This is a genomic window from Lentzea alba (genome assembly GCF_011067745.1).
In the GTDB taxonomy this organism is placed as follows: Bacteria; Actinomycetota; Actinomycetes; order Mycobacteriales; family Pseudonocardiaceae; genus Lentzea; species Lentzea alba.
This window is the reverse complement of record NZ_JAAMPJ010000008.1, coordinates 54714-71886: the sequence shown is the minus strand read 5'-3', so window position 1 is coordinate 71886 and position 17173 is coordinate 54714. Positions and strand designations below refer to the sequence as shown.

Here is a 17173-nt window from a genome sequence, read left to right as displayed (position 1 = left end):
AATCCCCTGGCAAACTGCCACCCGTGACCACGGCCGACGACTTCGGACTCCATCGAACGCACCTCGTGGGCGTCGCGTACCGGCTGACCGGCAGCGTTGCCGACGCCGAGGACGCCGTGCAGGAGGCGTGGCTGCGGTTCTCGGTGGCCGAGGGCATCCGGGACGTGCGCGGCTGGCTCACGACCGTGGTGAGCCGCATCTGCCTCGACCGGTTGCGGTCCGCGGCCGTGCGCCGGGAGACCTACGTGGGCTCGTGGTTGCCGGAACCGCTGCTCACCACCGGCGAGGACGCGGACCCGCTGGCGTCCGTCGTGCGGGACGACGGCGTGCGCATGGCGGCGCTGGTCGTGCTCGACCGGCTCACCCCGGACCAGCGCGTCGCGTTCGTGCTGCACGACGCGTTCTCCTTGCCGTTCAACGAGATCGCCGAGGTGCTGCAGGTGTCGGAGGCCTCCGCGCGCCAGCACGCCTCGCGTGCCCGCAAGGCCGTCGCGGACGCCGACCCACCGCCCCGCGCCGCGCTGGCGGAGCAGCAGGAGGTGCTGGAGAAGTTCCTGCGGGCCATGGCGAGCGGGAACATCGACGGCGTGCTCGAACTGCTGCACCCGGACGCGGTGATGATCGGCGACGGCGGCGGCAAGGCGCGCACCGCGGTCAACACGATCACCGGCGCGGACAAGGTCGCCCGCTTCTTCCTCGGCCTGATGCGCAAGTACGGCTACCCGGAGGAGCACCGGCCGGTGTTCGTCAACGGCGAACTCGGCGTGGCCCTGCCCGCGTACGGCGAGGTGTCCGCGCGTGTGACGTCGTTCACCGTGCACGAGGGCAAGGTCCTTGCCGTCTACGACATCGCGAACCCGGACAAGCTCAAGCACGTGGACTTTTGGTCTGGACCGTAACTGGTCCCGGAATCGTTTCGACGCTAACGTTTTGCCGTTGGTCCAGCCCAAGCCCCCTGCCGCGGGTTGCAACCACCGGAGTTCGATCATGCCCGAACACGACCACCCCACCCGCCGGACGTTCCTGGCGACCAGTGCGGCCGCGGCGATCGCCCTGACCGCCGCCGGTACCACCACCGCTCGCAGCGCCCCTCTTCCCCTCACCCCGACCTGCGTCGATGACGACGACACACCGTCGAACATCGAAGGTCCCTACTTCAAGCGGAACTCCCCGCAACGCACGAACCTGCGCACGCCCGGCGTCACCGGCGTCGTGCTGAGCATCACCGGGTTCGTCTACACGATGAAGTGCGCGCCGATTCCCAACGCACTGCTGGACTTCTGGCAAGCCGACGATCGCGGCGCGTACGACAACACCACGTTCAAGATGCGCGGACACCAGTTCACCAACGCTTCCGGCGCGTACGTGCTGGAAACGATCGTTCCGAAGGACTACCCGGGCCGCACCCCGCACATCCACGTCAAGGTGCAGGCCCGCGGCGGTCCGATCCTCACCACGCAGCTGTTCTTCCCGGACGACCTCAAGGCGTACGGGATGAACGTGGCCGCGCTGAACCGGCGCGACGCCTACCTCGACCGCGAGTGCGAGGTCGAACTGGGCCCGCTCGTCGGAAACCGCTACACCGCCAAGTTCGACTTCGTCATCGACAGCTAGTCACCAGCGCAGTCGCAGCAACTTCCCGACGTCGCGGAGCTTCGGGATCGCGCTGACGATCTTCATCTGGATCCTGCCGGACCTGGGCAACGCGTCCAGGTGCGGCAGGTCCACGCTGCGCAAGGCGTCCACTGTGGTCAGTCCGGGCCGCAGCGCCTCGATCTCGCGCGGATCGTCGACGCCCCAGTGCAACGTCGCCCCGGCGTTGCGCACGGCCGGAACGAGCTTCTGCAGCTTGATGCCCCACGAGCCGTAGACGTCGAACAACAGCTCACCACCGGTGAACCGGCTGGTGATCCGGCTGATCAACGCGTGGCCCTCCGCCTGCGTGAGGTACATCGAGAGGCCCTCGAACACGGCCACCGCCGGGCGATCGGCGGGCACGTCCGCGAGCCACGCGTCCTCGGTGACCGACGACGCCACGAGCCGGTAGTCGCCGCTCGGCTCCGGCAACAGCTTGTGCCGCAACGCGACGACGTCCGGCATGTCGACGTCGATCCACCGCACCGTGTCCGGCCGTTCGATCCGGTGCACGCGGGTGTCCAGCCCGCAGGCCAGGTGCAGCACCGTGCAGGACGGGTTGCGCCGGATGAAGTCGCGCGTCCAGTCGTCGAGCGTCTTCGCCCGGATGGCGACGCCGACCGCGCTCGTCGTGTTCATCCCGGTCTTGCTGAAGTCGTAGTCGATGCGGTCGACCGCACGCTGCGCCTCGTCGTCGTGCAGCACCGAGGTGGACCGCCCGCTGTCCACCGCCCGGCCGTACAGCGTGGCGAGCATGGTCTCCTGGGCACCCGTCAGGGTGATCTTCTCCACGTGCCTATTTTGTCGGCACCCGGCAGGCGTCACCACTGGTGAATCCCTGGTCCTTGATCTCGAACGCGCTGTTGAACCGCGCCCGCTGGTTCTCCAGGGCGATCTGGTAGGTCAGCGCGATCAGTTCCTTGCGTCCCAGCAGCTTCTCCAGCTCGGCGACCTGCTCGTCCGTGACGCTGACGGGCGTGTCGGTCATCGCGTCGGCGTAGGCGAGCGCCTTGCGTTCGACGTCGGTGAAGAGTTCCGAGGTGGCGTACGAGTCGATGTGCTTCAACCGCTCGATGTCCAGGCCACCGTGCTTCATCAGCATCGCGCCGAAGTCCACACACCACGAGCAGCCGAGCTTCACGGCCGTGCGGTACACACAGAGCTCGAACAACGGCCCGTGAACCGCCTTTTTGACCGCCAGTTCGTGCCGGCCGCTCGCGATCAGCAGTTTCGGGTGGTGCGCCATCACCGTGACCGGTTCGGGCACGGCACCGAACTCCCTCCGCGCGAACCAGTACAGGGCCTTGGTGAGCAGGCCCGCGTCCTTCTTGGCGACTCCCTTGATCCTCGTCATGACCTGTGGACGAGGCGGCCCCCAAGAACGTGACAGAGAATGTGACACCTTTGGGTGACTGGGTTGCGAGGCGGCCAGCTCATAGGGTCCATCCATGAGCAACGACTTCGTGCTGGACATCGATCACGAGTCGGCCGGCCTGCTGGCGGGGACCTTGCTGGCGGGCGACTCGTGTGCGGTGCCGGTGCGGCACCAGAACGTCCGACTGCTGCTGTGCGCGCTGCCCGGCGAGGACGGCATGCGGCTGTTCCTGCGTCGCAACACGCCGAACTAACGGTCGTACACGGCCACGTACTCCATGAGCAGGTCGCGCGAACGCTCGTTGTCGAGCGCAACGGCGTGCATGCGCTGAAAGACGAGCACGGCCCGTTCGACGGTCGCCGTGTCGCTGACGAGCACCCAGTTCGCGAGGTAGACCAGCGGCGGCTCGTGCTCGTACTGGACCAGCGCGTAGTCCAGCCCGACCGCCGCCGCCCCGCCCGCGCTGGCCGGCACGATCCGGATCGACGGCGCGTGGAACAGCAGGTGCAGGACCTGGTCCTCCATCAACCGGTCGTTGCCCACGACCGTGCGCAACGCGTACTCGTGGATGAAGAACACGCACTGCGGCAGCACGCCGTCGCGCTGCAGCTCCGGCGACGGTGTGAGACCGAGCGCGCTCGCCAGCGCCTTCGAGTAGCACTCGGTCCGCAGGAGGACGGGAATGGTGACGCCGCTGAAGCAGGTGATCCGCGTGGCGCCCGCCGCGGCGAGCACGACGAGCTGCTCGCCGGCACCGTGCTGGGTCATGCCTGGAACGGTAAAGCCATGATCATGATCTCGCCGCGCGAAACGCTCGCCCATCAGGGCGAATGCCGTCAGAAAATGATCACGGACGGGCGATCTGCGCGAGGAAGTAGACCGCGCCGGACCGGGCGTGCCGCACGGCCAGCAGGAACGGCCGGTCGACGGTCACCACGATCGGCTCGGTCGGGATCTCGAACGACACCGTCCGGAAGGTGATCGCGGTGGCCGCCGCGCCCTCCAGCCCCTCTTCGTCCAGGCGCAGCACGGCCTCGTGGATCACCTCGTCCACGAACAGGCGCTCGTCCGGCGAGAGTCCGCTGAAGTCCGCGTCGCGCGCGAACATGCGCCGGACCCCCAGTCGTTCCAGCACGCCCTTGAGGTGGAACTTCTCCCGAACGTCCACTTTGGGCAGTGACAGCTCCAGGTTCACCCGGTTCGAGGTCTCGAAGACCGACGGGTCGAGCGGCTGCTCCAGTGAGGTGTCCGGCAGCAGGATCACGGCCTCGACCCCGGAGTCCGCCGGCAGCACGACGGTCTGCCAGCCGTTGCGGTGGGCGTAGCGGAACTTCTCGGTCACCTTCATCGTCGGCACGGAGATGTCGCCGCCGGGCGCGTGGAACGGCTGGTCAGCGGTCTCCCAGGCGGTGAACGGGTTGCGCCAGCCCACCTTGAGGTAGAGGGCGTTGACGATGATCGCCGCGGCGTCCGGGGACGGCGGGCTCGTCAGCAGTTCGGGGATCAGGCCGCGGGTGGTCTCGGCGACGTCGGTGTTGACGAGCTTGCGGACCGTCGCGGGGTCGGAGAACGCGGTGCGGCGCACCGACGAGGTCAGCGAGAAGTCCGGGTTCAACTTCAGGTAGTCGTCGGCCCACAACGTGTTCGCGACGGCCAGTTCCGGCACGTCCAGCGCGTCCGACGGGTCGAAGTCGGTCAGCAGCGCGTCGAGCTCGGCACGGGTCTCGCCGCGCGCGGCCTCGCGGGCCAACGCGAGCGCGCTGGCCACCGAGAAGGGCGACCAGCACGCGTTGATGGACGGATCAGGAACGGCGACGCGGTGCATGCTCAGGGCGAAGTCGGCCTGATCGGTCACGGGAACTCCCCTATTGGCGTGGATCTGGCAGTGACATCACGATCGGATCATCTGGGACGGGCCGCTCCCCCGCTCCTCCCATCGGCCCGAGAGGCTTGGGGTGACGGGGTTCGCGCACACCGGCGCTACCGTCGTCGTCATCACCCTGGTCGTCGAAGCCCACGGGCACGGCTTCTCTGGCTGGTCTGCGCCACGGCCATCTTCGGCCTGGCGGTCTGGATTCGTCCGCCATGCCTTCGAAGCTACGCCGATGCGCGGTGCCAGGCCACGGCCTGCGCGTCGGTGAGCAGCGCGACCTGGTCGATGACGACGCGAAGCCGTGCCGCGTAAGAGGAAGCGGCCGCGAACACCGGGCGGAACGCGGGGTCCAACAGCGTCGGGCGTTCCATCAGACGGGTGACGAGGTCGGCGATCAGGTCACGTTGCTTCGCCTGCATGGCCAGGCGGGCCGGGTCGCTCATCACGTAGCGGACGGCCATCGCCTTGAGCAGCGCCACTTCCGCGGCCACCTGCCGGGGGACCTCCAGCGACGCCGAGTAGCGGGTCAGCGCGCCGTCGCCGTGCACCTCGCGGGTCGCGGTGACCGCGGCGCTCGCGAACCGGCCGACCAGTTCGCTGGTGAGGTTCTTCAACGCCACCTGCGCGCCGAGCGAGCCGTCGTACTCGTGGTCGGTCCAGTACGCGATCACCGGCAGCGTGAGCAGTTCCTCGGCGGTGGCTTCGAGCGTGGTCACGGACTCGTCGGAGAACGTCTTCGCGGCGAGCGACGCGATGGCGCCGCGTTCGTCGGGCCGAGCCAGCGCGCCGAGGCTGATGCGGTGGGCCAGCACGCCGTCCTCGACGTCGTGCACCGAGTACGCCACGTCGTCGGACCAGTCCATCACTTGTGCCTCGATGCACTGCGCTCGTTCCGGTGCGCCTGCGCGCATCCAGTCGAACACCTCGAGGTCGTCGTCGTACACGCCGAACTTCACCACGCCCGGCGTGCGCGCCCACGGGTACTTGGTCGACGCGTCGAGCACCGCGCGCGTGAGGTTCAGTCCGTGGGCGGTCTTGGGTTCCAGGCGGGCGAGGATGCGGAACGTCTGCGCGTTGCCCTCGAAGCCACCGCACGGGCCCGCGAGTTCGTTCAGCGCCCTCTCGCCGTTGTGCCCGAACGGCGGATGTCCGATGTCGTGCGCGAGACCGGCGGTGTCGACGATGTCCGGATCGCAGCCCAGTTCCTCACCGATGCCACGGCCGATCTGTGCGACCTCCAGCGAGTGCGTGAGGCGCGTGCGCGGGACACCGGTGACTTCGGAGCCCTCGCCGGGGCCGACGACCTGGGTCTTGCCCGCGAGCCGGCGCAACGCCGCGGAGTGCAGCACGCGGGCCCGGTCCCGGGAGAACGGCGTGCGCGTGTCCTTGCGGGCACCCGGCAGCGCGGCGCTCTTGGGGTCTTCGGGCAGCAGCCGCTCCTCGTCGTGGCCGGTGTATCCCATCAGCCGATTTTAGGCATTTTGAGCTCGTCGAACACGCCGGCGTGCGCCTTCATCAGGCGGTAGTACAGCAGCGCTCCGGTCTCGCGCTTGATGTAGAACCACTGCGTCTCACGCGTCTGCACGTTCGGACCGCTGCGGGTCGGTGACGTCCACGCGTGCAGACCGGCGTCCTCTGCCATGGTGCGGGCGCGCAGCGAGTGCCACGGGTCGCTGACGATCACGGCGGTCGTCAGGTCGTGTTCCTTGGCGACCGACGCGACGGCCCTGAGCGACCCGAGCGTGTCCGCGCCCTCGCCGACCTGCAGCACGCGGTCCTCGGGAACCCCGCGCTTGACCAGCCACAGCTTGCCGACCTGGCCCTCGGTGAAGTTGTCGCCGGGCTGGCGGCCGCCGGTCGTGGCGACGTAGCCGACGACACCCGCCTCGTAGAGGCCGAGCGCGTGCTCCAGCCGGGCTTCGAGCACGTCGGACGGGACGCCGTTGTACTGGGCGGCGCCGAGGACGACGGCCAGGTCGGCCTTCGTCCAGTCGTCGACCCGCGCGACCTGCCACACCCGGAAAGCCGTGCCGCCCACCACGAGCACACCGACGATCAGCGCGCCGAACAACAGACGCAACACGATCCGACGAATTCTGGCCAAGGGTTTGAGGGGTGGGGTCCGCACCCCATGCATGGTTCCAGAACCGGGCGGGCCCTGCTTTGACGACCCTGCTTTGATGCTCCTGCGAGGATCATGGTCATGCCTGCTGAGCAGCCCACCATCCTCGCCACCTCCGGCGGCCTGCGCTCCGGTCACCGGACCTTCGTCGAATTCGGCAAGCTGATCCACTTCGCGCTGGACCTGTCCGGTGTCGAGGGCCGCAAGCCGCGGCTCTGCTACGTCGGGACGGCCGGCGGCGACCAGCGGTGGATGAACGCGAACATGGCGGAAGCGGGCAGCATCGCGGGCGTCGAGGTGTCCGTCCTGAACCTCTTCACCATGCCGCCGACCGACGACCTCGAGAGCTATGTGCTGTCGAACGACGTCGTCTGGGTGGGCGGCGGCTCGGTCGCGAACCTGCTCGCGGTGTGGGAGGTGCACGGGCTCGGCGCGATCTTCCGCAAGGCGTGGGAGGCCGGTGTGGTGCTCAGCGGCGTGTCGGCGGGCTCGATCTGCTGGCACGCGGGTGGGGCGACCGACTCGTTCGGCCCGGACCTGCGGATCGTCACGAACGGCCTCGGCTTCCTGCCCTACGGCAACGGCGTGCACTACGACTCCGAGGAGCAGCGCCGCCCGAAGATCCACGAGGCCGTCGCCACCGGGGTGCTGCCGACGACCTACTGCACCGACGACGGTGTCGGCCTGCTGTATCGGGGCACCGAACTCGTCGAGGCGGTGACGGAACGTCCCGGTTCTGGTGCATATGTCGTGGTCAGGGAGGATTCTTCAGCAACCGCACAGGAGGAAAAGCTCGACACCAGGCTCCTGTGAGACGGACCTTGGACGTGTGCGCTGGCTTCTGATCATCTTGCTCGCGGCGGGCGTTTTCGCCATCCCGGATGCCTCGCCGTGCCTCGCGCACGCGAAGCCGTCAGCTGATATATCGCGTGGCCCCGATGTATTGGATACGGATTCTGAATCCGATCCCGATATATCGCAGGCCAGCCCTGATATATCGGATACGAGTCCTGATGTGTCGGTGACCTCCGAACCGTCCGCGATATCCGATATATCGGCAGCGGACCTGACGGCTGCCGCCGCGGAGGGCGGCAAGTCCGACGTCGGCGTCGCCGTCATGGATCTCGACTCCGGCCAGGTGGTCTCGGAGCAGGGAGACCAGCCGTTCTACTCGGCGTCGCTGTCGAAGCTGATCCTCGCCGTCGACGCGTTGCAACAGCCGTTGTCCGACGACGACCAAGACCTGATCCACCGAGCGTTGAGCGCGAGCGACGACAACGCGATGGACGTGCTGTGGACGAGGTTCGACGGCATGGACGCGATCGGCCGTGTCGCCGCCGAAGCCGGCCTGACCGGCACCCACACCCCGGACGACCCGTCGCAGTGGGGAGAGGTCGTCATCACCGCGAACGACATGGTGCGGCTCTACCAGTACATCCTCGGCTCACCGGTGCGGGACACGATCGTCGCGGCGCTGTCGTCCGCGCCGGCCACCGCCGCCGACGGCTTCGACCAGGCATTCGGCCTGCTCGGCGTCACCGGGATCTACGCCAAGCAGGGCTGGATGTACTACCTGCCCAGCGACGTCTACCTGCACAGCGCGGGCGTCCTCGACAACCGCTACGCCGTCGCCGTGCTCACCACGAACCCGACCGGCTCCTGGACCATCGCCAGGCAGTCGATCGACGCCGTCACCAAGGCCGTCCTGGTGAAGCTCGGCGTCAACAGCTGAGCACACGGCCGACTCAACGGTTGGCCGCCCGCCTCGGTTCGCGCCAGGGCCGGTCCCACTGACCGGTGTACTCGCGCAGCACGACGAGCGCGACAACGAGGAGCACGATCGCGCCGAAGGTCAGCGCTCCGAACAGCATCCCCTCGACGCCGCCCACCGAACCGAACTTCGACACGGCGAACCCGCTGGCGCCGGGGACGATCAGGTACATGCCGACGTTGCGCCGCCTCGCCGAGTAGACGTCCGTGACCCGCGTCAGTCGCGCCCCGAGCAGCACCGGGGTGACCGTCACCAGCAGTCCGATCACCTCGAGCAACAGCCAGTCGGACGAAGCCGTGAACGTCACCGCCAACGCACCGGCCGACAGCGCGACCCCCACCGTGACGAGCACCGTGCCGAGCAGCCTGATCCGCTGCGCCGGCGCTCCGGAGCCGGAGTCCGTGACGATCGGCCCGAAGGCGTCGACGACGAACACGTGCACGGCTCGACTGTTCAGCACGGCGAGCACCAAGGAGATGCCCACCGGCACCGTGATCGCCAGCACGACCCCCAGGGCGAAGACTCCGCTCCCCTGCGCGGGCTCGACGCCCAGCCCGAACCAGTAGAACGGGAAGAACAGCGCCAGCGCGGTACCTTCGAGCACCACGAACACGTGCCGCAGCCGAGCGGCCGACGCCGCGTCGGTGATCCGCGTCGCCACCGCACCGCCCGCCACCGCGCACAGGCACACCAGTCCGCCGCTCACCGCGATGGCGACGAGCACGCGCGGATTCCCGACCTCGGCCAGCGCCGCGGCCACCACCATCCAGGCGATGAGTCCGACCCCCACCGCGGCCACCACCCGGCCGCGCCCCCTGAGCTGTTCCCCCGTCATGCCTTCTACACGCGAAACCGCCCGAGGATGTTGCCTGCGGCGCAGAACGCGACACCGCCCGGCACAACGACCGCGGCCAGCAACACCAGGTACACCGCCGACCAGGCGTCGACCGGCAGCGGGCTCATCACCTCGGCGAAGCCCGCGATCAGCACGCCGATCACGTTGATCGGGCTGTCCGCGCTCGGCAAAGCGAGTCCGACCGCGACGAGCGCGATCCCGAGCACCACCGCCGCGCCGAGCACGGGTGCGCCCGCCGCGCCCTGACCCGCTGGACGTGCGCGGCCGACACCCACACCCACTGCGGCGACTCACCCCGGCCGATGACGATCATCGGCCGAGGGTCCCACCGCCGCGGGAGAACCGACCGCTCAGCAGCCGATCAGGCGAGCGGCCAGGTAGGCCTCGAGCTGGTCCATCGCCACGCGCTCCTGCGACATCGTGTCGCGCTCCCGCACCGTCACGGCGAGGTCGGTGAGCGTGTCGAAGTCGACCGTGACGCAGAACGGCGTGCCGATCTCGTCCTGACGGCGGTAGCGGCGGCCGATGGCGCCGGCGTCGTCGAAGTCGACGTTCCAGTTGCGGCGCAGCGCGGTCGCCAGGTCGCGGGCCTTCGGCGAGAGGTCGGCGTTGCGCGACAGCGGCAGCACGGCGACCTTCACCGGGGCAAGCCTGCGGTCGAGCTTCAGCACGACGCGCTTGTCCACGCCGCCCTTGGCGTTCGGGGCCTCGTCCTCGGTGAACGCCTCGAGCAGGAACGCCATCATCGGGCGGCCGACACCGGCCGCCGGTTCGATGACGAACGGCTTGTAGCGCGAGTTCGTGGCCTGGTCGAAGTACGACAGGTCGACGCCCGAGTGGTTCGAGTGCGTGGTGAGGTCGAAGTCGGTGCGGTTCGCGATGCCCTCGAGCTCACCCCACTCCTGGCCGCCGAACTGGAAGCGGTACTCGATGTCGACGGTGCGCTTCGAGTAGTGGGAGAGCTTCTCCTTCGGGTGCTCGTAGTGCCGCAGGTTCTCCTTCGACACACCGAGATCCGTGTACCAGCGCGTGCGCTCGTCGATCCAGTACTGGTGCCATTCCTCGTCCGTCCCGGGCTCGACGAAGAACTCCATCTCCATCTGCTCGAACTCGCGGGTGCGGAAGATGAAGTTGCCCGGCGTGATCTCGTTGCGGAACGACTTGCCGATCTGGCCGATGCCGAACGGCGGCTTCTTGCGCGACGTCGTCTGCACGTTCAGGAAGTTCGTGAAGATGCCCTGCGCGGTCTCCGGGCGCAGGTAGTGCAGGCCTTCCTCGGTCTCGATCGGGCCGAGGTGCGTCTTCAGCAGGCCGTTGAACATCTTCGGCTCGGTGTACTGGCCGCGCACGCCGCAGTTGGGGCACGGCACGTCCGACACGTCGCCCTCGGCGATCTCCTTGCCGGTGCGCTCGGCGTACTCCTCGGACAGCGTGTCGGCGCGGAACCGCTTGTGGCACGACTCGCACTCGACCAGCGGGTCGACGAACGCCTCGACGTGACCGGAGGCGACCCACACGTCACGCGGCAGGATCACCGAGGAGTCCAGGCCCACGACGTCCTCGCGGCCGCGGACCATGAAGTTCCACCACTGGCGCTTGATGTTGTCCTTGAGCTCGACACCCAGAGGTCCGTAGTCCCACGCCGAGCGGGTACCGCCGTAGATCTCCCCACAGGGGTAGACGAACCCTCTGCGCTTGCAGAGGCTGACAACGGTCTCGATGCGATCGGCGGCCAACGGGAACTCCATCGGGGGAATGAGAATCGGGGGCCCAAGCCTAGCCCGTCACGTTGCGCCCCGAACGGGCGACCGTGGCCTTACGCTGCACGAATGGAAGACCGGCTGCGAGAGCTGTGGGACTTCGCCGACCTGGACGGCACCGAGGCGAGGTTCCGCGCGTTGTTCGACACCGTCGAGACCGACGACGAGCGCGCGGAGGTGCTGACCCAGCTCGCCCGCGTCGAGGGCCTGCGGGACAACTTCGCGGCAGGTCACGCTCTCGTCGACGAGGCGGACGTGCTCGCCGACGCGGACGGCACGGGCCGGGTGCGCGCCCTGCTCGAACGCGGGCGGCTCTTCCGCTCCGGCGGTGACTCCGAGAAGGCCCAGCCGCTGTTCGTGGCGTCGTTCGTGCTCGCGAAGAAGCGCGGCGACCTGTGGCTCGCCGCCGACGCCGCGCACATGGTCGCGCTGGTCGACGACCCGGAGAAGTGGACGCAGGTCGGCCTCGACCTCATCGCCGAGCACCCGGAGCTGGAGCACTGGCTCGGGCCGCTCTACAACAACCTCGGCTGGCACCACTTCGAGAACGAGCGCTTCGACGCCGCGCTCGCGGCGTTCGAGAAGACGCCCGCTCCCTACGCGGCCTACGGCAGAGCCAAGACGCTGCACCGGCTCGACCGGCCCGCGGAAGCCGCCCAGGCCGCGCGCGAGGCGTTGGAACTGCTGCCGGAAGGCTCCGACGAGGAGTTCCTCGAGGAGATGCGCAAGATCGCTAGCGAGGCTTAGCCGGCCCCGCCGCCTCGCCGAGCCGCACCGTGAACGCGTCCTCGGCGAGCAGGCTCGTGTGCTCCTCGACCTCGCCACCGGCGCTGGTCAGCGTCGGCTCGTACATCGCGGGCTCGTCGGTCAGCGCCTCGGACAGCAACGGGATCACGTGTTCGCGCACCGGGAACGGCGACATCGCCCGCCGGTAAGCCACCACGGAATCGAACTCGACCGTGAGCACCCACCGGTCGTCCTCGTCGGTGGACCGCGCCAAGGTGCCCCGCTCACACCCCGGCTGCGCGGTCAGGAGCTTCAACGCCTGCTCGACGCGCGAGGTGAACGTCTCGGGATCGGACACGCGGAACCGGCACACCAGCAGCACGGTGCAAGGATGGCACGGTGACCTCCAAGCGCCCTCTCCTGCCCGGCGAAGGCCCTCTCGCCCGCGTCCGCCCGGTGGTGGCGTTCGTGTTGGTGCTCGGGCTGTTCGTCACCGGTGTGCTCGTCGGCGGAACGGTCGGCGCGGTCCTGCTGGGCCTGCTGATCATCGGTGCCGGCGTGCTGCTGGCGGCCACCTGGAAGGTTCTTTCACCAGCTCACCGCACATTGCGCGTGGTGGTCCTGCTGGTACTGGTCGTCATCACCGTAGAATTGGTTGTGAAAATCCCTACCAGGTGAGGTGCGCCGTCATGACCGTCCAGCTGCACGGCGAGCACTCCCCCGAACGCGCGGCCCCCGCGCCCGCCCCGACTCGCGCCGCGCACACCCTCGCCGAGGCCGGCGACCTGTTGCGCGCGCTGGCCGCTCCGGTGCGCATCGCCATCGTGCTGCAACTGCGCGAGCACGACCGCTGCGTGCACGAACTGGTCGAGGCCCTGGGAGTGGCCCAGCCGCTGATCAGCCAGCACCTGCGGGTGCTGAAGTCGGCGGGCGTGGTGCACGGCGAGAGACACGGCCGCGAAGTCGTGTACCGACTGGTAGACGAACACCTGGCGCACATCGTCGTGGACGCTGTGACGCACGTCGAGGAGAAGTTGTGAGCGGACTGAGGTCCACCAAGCAGCGCACGGCCGTGTCGAACCTGCTCGACCAACTGGACGACTTCCGCAGCGCCCAGGAACTGCACGAGGAACTGCGCCGCCGCGGCGAGGGCATCGGCCTGACCACGGTCTACCGCACCCTGCAGTCCCTGGCCGACGCGGGCCAGGTCGACGTCCTGCGCACCGACTCGGGCGAGGCCATCTACCGCCGTTGCTCGGCGCACCACCACCATCACCTCGTGTGCCGCCACTGCGGCCGCACGGTCGAGGTGGAAGGCCCGGCCGTCGAGAAGTGGGCCGACCGCGTCGCCGCCGAGAACGGCTTCTCCGAGGTGAGCCACACCGTCGAGATCTTCGGCACGTGCGCGGAGTGCACGGCCAAGCTCAAGCAGGCCTGACCCGCGCCACAAGCCCCGCGCAGGCCACCCGCATCCGATATATCAGCACCGTCGCTGCCGCTCACCTGCGCCTTAGCAATGGGTCTTTGGACTTCGTCCGCAAAAGACTCGTTGCAAAGGGCTGGGCGAGCGGTCACGCGGTAGCTGATATATCGGATATCAGCGGGGTTTCGGGTCAGGACTCGTAGGGCTCGACCGGCTCGGCCACGGAGGTCGACGACTCCACCGTGAAGCTCGGCACCCACGAGTTCTTCTCGGACGCCGACTTCGGCACGACCTTGCCGGTCAGCTCCACCCACTGCTCGTTGGGCAGCGCGGGCACGTCCCCGGTCAGCCGGACCTTCAACGGCCGGGCGTCCGCGGCGCAACACGAGATCGCGAGCCGCGCGACGAACGTGTCGCTGTCCGCGCGTGTGAGGAAGCCGGTCAGCTTCACGCGGCGGTTGTCCAGCGTGCCGGACTCGTCCCACGCCGTGCGCGTGACGAACTCCGTCATGGACAGCGGGATGACGTCACCGGACGGCAGTTCACCGAGCAGGTTGCGGGATCGCTGCGTCTGGTTCGTGTCGGCGGCCGAGCTGACCACGTCGCCACCCAGCGCGGGCGGCGAGATCAGGAACACCGCCATCACCGGCAGCAGCATCAACCAGGTCGAGCGCGACGAGTGCGAGTGTGAATGCTGTTGCTCGTCACCGTCATGGCCGTCGTGACCGTCGTGGTCGCCCTCGGCAGCCGCCTTGGCCCGCCGGATGTCCTGCACGATCGCGAACACCGCCAGCCCGATCATGATCGTGCCGGCGGCGATCAGCAGCGGCAGCAGGCCCTTCTGCACGTAACGCAGGTACAGGCCCGAGAAGCTGATCTTCAGCAGCGCGCCGCCGAGCAGAACCAGCAGGATGTTCTGGGTTTCCCGCCTCACAGCAGCACCACTCCCGTCACGACAGCGCACAAGATCGCCACCACGAAGGTAGCGGGTGCGAAGCGGAAGGCGAAGGACTTGCCGAAAGCACCTGCCTGCAGCGCGATCAGCTTCACGTCGACGGCCGGGCCGACGACCAGGAACACCAGCCGCGGCAGCAACGGCAGCGCGGAGAAGGCGACGGCCACGAAAGCGTCCGCCTCCGAGCACAGCGCCAGGATCACCGCCAGGAAGGCCATCACCAGCACGCCCAGCACGATCTGGCCGCCCAGGGTCTGCATCCACGCGACCGGCACGAACGTCTTGAACGCCGCCGCGAACAGCCCGCCCAGGACGAGGAACCCGCCGGCGTCCACGAGGTCGTGGCGCGCGCTCTCGGCGAAGACGGCCCACTTGTTCTGACCGGAGTGGTCCCCGAGGCGTGCCAGCGCTCGCTCGGCGATCCACTCCATCTTGCCGAACCGCACCCACAGCCAGCCCATGACCATCGCGGTCAGCAGCGACCCGACGAACCGCGCGACGACCATCATCGGGGTGTCGTTGAACGCCACCGCGGTCGACACCAGCACGATCGGGTTCACCGCGGGCGCCGCCAGCAGGAACGTCAACGCGACGGCCGGCGCGACGCCCTGCTGCATCAACCTCCGGGCGACCGGCACCGAAGCGCACTCACACCCCGGCAGGGCCACGCCCGCGACACCGGCCACGGGCACGGCCAGAGCCGTCTTGGAAGGCAGCAACCGGCGCAGCGCCGAAGCCGGCACGAACGCCGCGATCGCGCCGGAGATCAGCACGCCCAGGACCAGGAACGGCATGGCCTGCACGCAGATCGCGACGAACACGGTCGACGCGGTGCGCAGCTTCGGCACGTCCAGCAGGTCGACCAGCCGTGACTGGAAGAGCAGTGCGAGAACGAGGATCCCGCACAGCACCTCCAGCGACGTGATCTTCAGCCGAGGCGGGCCCGAGCGCCGCTTCGACGAGCGGATCTCGCCGGTGATCGTCATTCCGCGTCCGCATCCAGGTCGAGCAGACGGCGGTAGGTGCGGGCCATGCCCTCGCGGATCTCCTCCGGCGACGGCGGCTCGGCGAACTCGGCCTCTTCTTCCTCGAGGTCCTCGTCGTCGTCGAAGTCGACGGGCGTGCCGTTGACCGTCTCCGCCTCGTCCTCTTCTTCGAGGGCGGCCTCACGCAGCTCCTCGATGGTGGCGGAGACGTCCTCGGCCGACAGCGCGGGCAGCATCGGCTTCACGATGGCCAGCACGCCGCCCTCGGCGTCGTCCAGCGCCACGGCCTCGGCCAGCGCGACGGCGTGGTCACGCTCGTACGGGCCGCAGATGAACGAGTCCCAGTCGTCGCCGCCCGACGGCTCGAACGTGACGGTCCACGGGAACTCGTTGACGTCCGAGTCCTCTTCCGGCTCGTAAATGATCACGCCACCCATCGAAGGGTCCTTTCTCAAGAAAAGCGGGAGAGGAGCTCGCCGCGCACCTGCGACGCGGTCGACACAACCAGCATGAGCAGCGTGCTCAGCGGTTCCGGCTTGAGACCGTCCGCCGGGAACGCGTACCGCAGCATCACGTCCGTGCCCCGGTCGGACGCGATGACGCCGAGCGTGCCGAACAGACCCTGACCAGCGCGTTCGGCCACCCACACGGCCACGTCGCCGACCAGGTCCCACGCGACCACGACCGTCAGCGAGAGCACCGTCAGACCGTCGGCCAGTTCCATGCCCTGCACGGCGCACGGCACGTCGCCGTGCCGGAAGCTCAACGCGCCGTCGTCGTCCACCGAGACGTCGTGGAAGAGCTCCAACGCCTTGCGCGCGGCCTCGAGAGCCTCACCGCTCGCGTTCACGACACCTCCGAATCGGGCTTGTCGATCGCACCACCGAAGCGGCGGTCGCGCTCGGCGAACTTCTCGACGGCGCGCCAGAGGTCGCGGCGGTCGAAGTCGGGCCACAGGATGTCCTGGAACACCAGCTCGGCGTACGCGGACTGCCAGAGCATGAAGTTCGACGTGCGCTGCTCCCCGGACGGCCGGATGAACAGGTCCACGTCCGGCATCTCGGGCTGGTAGAGGTAGCGCGCGAGGGTCTTCTCGTCGACCTTGTCCGGGTTGAGCTGCCCGGCGGCGGCGAGCCGTGCGATCTCGCGGGCGGCGTCACCGATCTCGGCGCGCCCGCCGTAGTTGATGCACATCGCGAGGTTGAGCCGGTCGTTGTCGCGGGTGCGCTCCTCCGCGATCTCCAGCTCCTTGATGACGCTGCGCCACAGCTTCGGCCGGCGCCCCGCCCAGCGCACCCGGACGCCCAGCTCGTCGAGCTCGTCGGTGCGGTGGTGGATCACGTCGCGCGAGAAGCCCATCAGAAACCGGACCTCTTCGGGGCTGCGGCGCCAGTTCTCGGTGGAGAAGGCGTACAGCGACAGCCACTTCACCCCCATCTCGATCGCACCCTTGGCGACCTCGACGACGACCTGCTCACCGCGCTTGTGGCCCTCGACCCGGGACAGTCCGCGCTGGTTGGCCCACCGGCCGTTGCCGTCCATCACGATCGCGATGTGCTTCGGCACGAACTCGGCGGGAATCTGCGGGGGCACCGCGCCGGACGGGTGCGGCTCCGGCGGGCGCGGGACGCGCTTCTCGCGTTCGGAGCGGCGGCGACGCAGCATGGGGCTCGGCATCCTTTCACCAGCGA

General features: G+C 68.8%; 24 protein-coding genes. 9 read left to right on the top strand and 15 right to left on the bottom strand.

Going from position 1 to position 17173, the window contains the following annotated elements; translation table 11 throughout:
* Positions 1 to 14: 14 nt before the first annotated feature.
* Together G7043_RS27595 and G7043_RS27590 are read left to right on the top strand one after the other, a co-directional pair.
* Positions 15 to 899 (top strand): sigma-70 family RNA polymerase sigma factor, encoded by an 885-nt coding sequence (locus tag G7043_RS27595; protein ID WP_166051039.1) that lies wholly within the window; start codon positions 15 to 17, stop codon positions 897 to 899.
* A gap of 88 nt (positions 900 to 987) precedes the next feature.
* Positions 988 to 1614 carry a dioxygenase family protein gene (locus G7043_RS27590; RefSeq protein WP_166050405.1) on the top strand — a complete coding sequence of 209 codons (627 nt, stop codon included), beginning with the start codon at positions 988 to 990 and terminating at the stop codon, positions 1612 to 1614.
* Here G7043_RS27590 and G7043_RS27585 read toward each other — a convergent pair whose 3' ends face one another.
* Entirely contained in the window at positions 1615 to 2427 is an 813-nt protein-coding gene (locus G7043_RS27585; RefSeq protein WP_313888095.1) for a class I SAM-dependent methyltransferase, read from the bottom strand.
* Between the two features lie 4 nt (positions 2428 to 2431).
* Positions 2432 to 2989, bottom strand: coding sequence for a carboxymuconolactone decarboxylase family protein (locus G7043_RS27580; protein WP_166050403.1), 558 nt, complete (start codon positions 2987 to 2989; stop codon positions 2432 to 2434).
* Between the two features lie 94 nt (positions 2990 to 3083).
* Here G7043_RS27580 and G7043_RS27575 point away from each other — a divergent pair, with 94 nt between their 5' ends.
* The gene (locus G7043_RS27575) at positions 3084 to 3263 is read left to right on the top strand and encodes a hypothetical protein (protein WP_030472123.1); all 180 of its coding nucleotides are present in this window, start codon (positions 3084 to 3086) and stop codon (positions 3261 to 3263) included.
* Here the strand turns inward: G7043_RS27575 and G7043_RS27570 are convergent.
* The 4 genes from G7043_RS27570 to G7043_RS27555 form a co-directional block, all read right to left on the bottom strand.
* Positions 3260 to 3778 carry a Scr1 family TA system antitoxin-like transcriptional regulator gene (locus G7043_RS27570; RefSeq protein ID WP_166050401.1) on the bottom strand — a complete coding sequence of 173 codons (519 nt, stop codon included), beginning with the start codon at positions 3776 to 3778 and terminating at the stop codon, positions 3260 to 3262. The genes G7043_RS27575 and G7043_RS27570 overlap by 4 nt on opposite strands.
* Positions 3779 to 3857: 79 nt before the next feature.
* Positions 3858 to 4865, bottom strand: a complete 1008-nt coding sequence (locus tag G7043_RS27565; protein ID WP_166050399.1) for a serpin family protein — start codon at positions 4863 to 4865, stop codon at positions 3858 to 3860.
* Positions 4866 to 5107: 242 nt separating this feature from the next.
* Positions 5108 to 6346: a deoxyguanosinetriphosphate triphosphohydrolase gene (locus tag G7043_RS27560; protein ID WP_166050398.1), complete on the bottom strand. Its 1239-nt coding sequence runs from the start codon at positions 6344 to 6346 to the stop codon at positions 5108 to 5110.
* On the bottom strand, positions 6346 to 7020 hold the full coding sequence (locus G7043_RS27555; RefSeq protein ID WP_166050396.1) for a YdcF family protein: 675 nt from the start codon (positions 7018 to 7020) through the stop codon (positions 6346 to 6348). The genes G7043_RS27560 and G7043_RS27555 overlap by 1 nt, the downstream gene beginning before the upstream one ends.
* A 66-nt stretch (positions 7021 to 7086) precedes the next feature.
* Between G7043_RS27555 and G7043_RS27550 the strand changes: the two genes are divergently transcribed.
* Both G7043_RS27550 and G7043_RS48625 read left to right on the top strand, forming a co-directional pair.
* Positions 7087 to 7818, top strand: coding sequence for a Type 1 glutamine amidotransferase-like domain-containing protein (locus tag G7043_RS27550; RefSeq protein WP_166050394.1), 732 nt, complete (start codon positions 7087 to 7089; stop codon positions 7816 to 7818).
* Positions 7819 to 7834: 16 nt separating this feature from the next.
* Positions 7835 to 8737 carry a serine hydrolase gene (locus tag G7043_RS48625; RefSeq protein ID WP_166050392.1) on the top strand — a complete coding sequence of 301 codons (903 nt, stop codon included), beginning with the start codon at positions 7835 to 7837 and terminating at the stop codon, positions 8735 to 8737.
* 13 nt (positions 8738 to 8750) lie between these two features.
* On the opposite strand, the gene G7043_RS27540 is transcribed toward G7043_RS48625, so the two are convergent.
* The 3 genes from G7043_RS27540 to G7043_RS27530 form a co-directional block, all read right to left on the bottom strand.
* Positions 8751 to 9611, bottom strand: a complete 861-nt coding sequence (locus tag G7043_RS27540) for a hypothetical protein (RefSeq protein ID WP_166050390.1) — start codon at positions 9609 to 9611, stop codon at positions 8751 to 8753.
* Between the two features lie 5 nt (positions 9612 to 9616).
* Positions 9617 to 9913, bottom strand: coding sequence for a hypothetical protein (locus G7043_RS27535; RefSeq protein ID WP_166050388.1), 297 nt, complete (start codon positions 9911 to 9913; stop codon positions 9617 to 9619).
* Between the two features lie 69 nt (positions 9914 to 9982).
* Entirely contained in the window at positions 9983 to 11368 is a 1386-nt protein-coding gene (locus G7043_RS27530; RefSeq protein WP_086665917.1) for a glycine--tRNA ligase, read from the bottom strand.
* Between the two features lie 93 nt (positions 11369 to 11461).
* Here G7043_RS27530 and G7043_RS27525 point away from each other — a divergent pair, with 93 nt between their 5' ends.
* Positions 11462 to 12139 carry a hypothetical protein gene (locus G7043_RS27525; RefSeq protein WP_166050386.1) on the top strand — a complete coding sequence of 226 codons (678 nt, stop codon included), beginning with the start codon at positions 11462 to 11464 and terminating at the stop codon, positions 12137 to 12139.
* On the opposite strand, the gene G7043_RS27520 is transcribed toward G7043_RS27525, so the two are convergent.
* Positions 12126 to 12500 carry an antibiotic biosynthesis monooxygenase gene (locus tag G7043_RS27520; RefSeq protein ID WP_166050384.1) on the bottom strand — a complete coding sequence of 125 codons (375 nt, stop codon included), beginning with the start codon at positions 12498 to 12500 and terminating at the stop codon, positions 12126 to 12128. The genes G7043_RS27525 and G7043_RS27520 overlap by 14 nt on opposite strands.
* 74 nt (positions 12501 to 12574) lie before the next feature.
* Here G7043_RS27520 and G7043_RS27515 point away from each other — a divergent pair, with 74 nt between their 5' ends.
* Genes G7043_RS27515 through G7043_RS27505 form a run of 3 tightly spaced genes read left to right on the top strand, consistent with a single transcriptional unit; the run spans position 12575 to position 13556 of the window.
* Positions 12575 to 12796, top strand: a complete 222-nt coding sequence (locus G7043_RS27515; RefSeq protein ID WP_166050382.1) for a hypothetical protein — start codon at positions 12575 to 12577, stop codon at positions 12794 to 12796.
* 11 nt (positions 12797 to 12807) lie between these two features.
* Positions 12808 to 13158, top strand: coding sequence for an ArsR/SmtB family transcription factor (locus G7043_RS27510; RefSeq protein WP_166050380.1), 351 nt, complete (start codon positions 12808 to 12810; stop codon positions 13156 to 13158).
* Entirely contained in the window at positions 13155 to 13556 is a 402-nt protein-coding gene (locus G7043_RS27505) for a Fur family transcriptional regulator (RefSeq protein WP_166050378.1), read from the top strand. The genes G7043_RS27510 and G7043_RS27505 overlap by 4 nt, the downstream gene beginning before the upstream one ends.
* 175 nt (positions 13557 to 13731) lie before the next feature.
* Here the strand turns inward: G7043_RS27505 and G7043_RS27500 are convergent, their stop codons facing one another.
* From G7043_RS27500 to G7043_RS27480, 5 genes are read right to left on the bottom strand one after another with little or no spacing between them, the layout of a single operon-like run.
* Positions 13732 to 14475: a TIGR03943 family putative permease subunit gene (locus G7043_RS27500; protein ID WP_166050376.1), complete on the bottom strand. Its 744-nt coding sequence runs from the start codon at positions 14473 to 14475 to the stop codon at positions 13732 to 13734.
* Complete coding sequence (locus G7043_RS27495) at positions 14472 to 15482, bottom strand: permease (RefSeq protein ID WP_166050374.1); 1011 nt, start codon at positions 15480 to 15482, stop codon at positions 14472 to 14474. The genes G7043_RS27500 and G7043_RS27495 overlap by 4 nt, the downstream gene beginning before the upstream one ends.
* On the bottom strand, positions 15479 to 15910 hold the full coding sequence (locus G7043_RS47725; RefSeq protein ID WP_207311805.1) for a hypothetical protein: 432 nt from the start codon (positions 15908 to 15910) through the stop codon (positions 15479 to 15481). Before G7043_RS47725 ends, G7043_RS27495 begins: the two co-directional genes overlap by 4 nt.
* 23 nt (positions 15911 to 15933) lie before the next feature.
* On the bottom strand, positions 15934 to 16332 hold the full coding sequence (locus G7043_RS27485) for a YbjN domain-containing protein (RefSeq protein ID WP_166050372.1): 399 nt from the start codon (positions 16330 to 16332) through the stop codon (positions 15934 to 15936).
* A complete protein-coding gene (locus G7043_RS27480; RefSeq protein WP_166051036.1) occupies positions 16329 to 17147 on the bottom strand; it encodes an isoprenyl transferase in 819 nt (272 codons plus the stop codon). Before G7043_RS27480 ends, G7043_RS27485 begins: the two co-directional genes overlap by 4 nt.
* Positions 17148 to 17173: the final 26 nt, after the last annotated feature.